General features: G+C 48.3%; 2 tRNA genes and 1 rRNA gene. All 3 read left to right on the top strand.

The window, feature by feature from the left end:
* Positions 1 to 188: 188 nt before the first annotated feature.
* Positions 189 to 1,717, top strand: a 16S ribosomal RNA gene (locus JUB15_RS28250).
* 144 nt (positions 1,718 to 1,861) lie between these two features.
* Positions 1,862 to 1,936 (top strand) — tRNA-Ile (locus tag JUB15_RS28245).
* A 57-nt stretch (positions 1,937 to 1,993) separates the two neighbouring features.
* Positions 1,994 to 2,067: transfer RNA gene (locus JUB15_RS28240), tRNA-Ala, on the top strand.
* Positions 2,068 to 2,077 lie beyond the last annotated feature (10 nt).

Here is a 2,077-nt window from a genome sequence, read left to right as displayed (position 1 = left end):
GAGAGAGACAGAGAGGTAAAGGAAAGATAACATACGATATTAAAGATCTTTGAAAGTTTGGAAGCAACAGCACTTGAATAACTTTCAAGTAATTCAAGGTAAGATTTAGCGACTCGAAAAAATTAACAGATTCACAAACGTTGATTTTCTTTTTGAGAGAATTAAAAGTTAGTGATCAAAACTCATTTACAATGGAGAGTTTGATCCTGGCTCAGGATGAACGCTAGCGGCAGGCTTAATACATGCAAGTCGAGGGGCAGCATGGTGTAGCAATACACTGATGGCGACCGGCAAACGGGTGCGGAACACGTACGCAACCTTCCTTTAAGTGTGGGATAGCCCGGGGAAACCCGGATTAATACCACGTAACATCATGAGACGGCATCGTTTTATGATTATAGTTCCGACGCTTAAAGATGGGCGTGCGCCTGATTAGGTAGTTGGCGGGGTAACGGCCCACCAAGCCTACGATCAGTAACTGGTGTGAGAGCACGACCAGTCACACGGGCACTGAGACACGGGCCCGACTCCTACGGGAGGCAGCAGTAAGGAATATTGGTCAATGGACGCAAGTCTGAACCAGCCATGCCGCGTGGAGGATGAAGGTCCTCTGGATTGTAAACTTCTTTTATTTGGGAAGAAACCCACTGATTCTTCGGTGGTTGACGGTACCAAGTGAATAAGCACCGGCTAACTCCGTGCCAGCAGCCGCGGTAATACGGAGGGTGCAAGCGTTATCCGGATTCACTGGGTTTAAAGGGTGCGTAGGTGGGCTAGTAAGTCCGTGGTGAAATCTCCGAGCTTAACTCGGAAACTGCCGTGGATACTATTAGTCTTGAATATCGTGGAGGTAAGCGGAATATGTCATGTAGCGGTGAAATGCTTAGATATGACATAGAACACCGATAGCGAAGGCAGCTTGCTACACGATCATTGACACTGAGGCACGAAAGCGTGGGGATCAAACAGGATTAGATACCCTGGTAGTCCACGCCCTAAACGATGGATACTCGACATACGCGATACACAGTGTGTGTCTGAGCGAAAGCATTAAGTATCCCACCTGGGAAGTACGACCGCAAGGTTGAAACTCAAAGGAATTGGCGGGGGTCCGCACAAGCGGTGGAGCATGTGGTTTAATTCGATGATACGCGAGGAACCTTACCTGGGCTAGAATGCTAGATGCCCGTGGGTGAAAGCTCACTTTGTAGCAATACACATCTAGTAAGGTGCTGCATGGCTGTCGTCAGCTCGTGCCGTGAGGTGTTGGGTTAAGTCCCGCAACGAGCGCAACCCCCATCATTAGTTGCCATCAGGTAAAGCTGGGAACTCTAATGAAACTGCCGTCGTAAGACGCGAGGAAGGAGGGGATGATGTCAAGTCATCATGGCCTTTATGCCCAGGGCTACACACGTGCTACAATGGAGGGGACAAAGGGCTGCCACTTGGCGACAAGGAGCTAATCCCAAAAACCCCTTCTCAGTTCAGATTGCAGTCTGCAACTCGACTGCATGAAGCTGGAATCGCTAGTAATCGTATATCAGCAATGATACGGTGAATACGTTCCCGGACCTTGCACACACCGCCCGTCAAGCCATGGAAGCCGGGTGTACCTAAAGTCGGTAACCGCAAGGAGCCGCCTAGGGTAAAACTGGTGACTGGGGCTAAGTCGTAACAAGGTAGCCGTATCGGAAGGTGCGGCTGGAATACCTCCTTTTTAGAGAAAGCGCTAAAAATAACTTTTTAGCTGTTGCTTCACTTAACTTTCATAGAGATTTAAATAAAGTTCTTTAAACTAGTAACCCGATAGAGGGACTATAACAGATCCTACAGACTTGGATCGGGCTACAAAATCAAGTATAGATCCGTAGCTCAGCCTGGTTAGAGCACTACACTGATAATGTAGGGGTCAGCAGTTCAAATCTGCTCGGGTCTACTAAAAAGCTGCAAGCTGTAAGTAGTGAATGAAAGCCAAAGCTTGGAGCTAAACCCTGGGGGATTAGCTCAGTTGGCTAGAGCACTAGCTTTGCAAGCTAGGGGTCATCGGTTCGACTCCGATATCCTCCACAAACAACAA

It is taken from the genome of Longitalea luteola (assembly GCF_017356035.1).
GTDB classification, from domain to species: domain Bacteria; phylum Bacteroidota; class Bacteroidia; order Chitinophagales; family Chitinophagaceae; genus Niastella; species Niastella luteola.
This window is presented reverse-complemented; position numbering and strand designations above follow the sequence as displayed.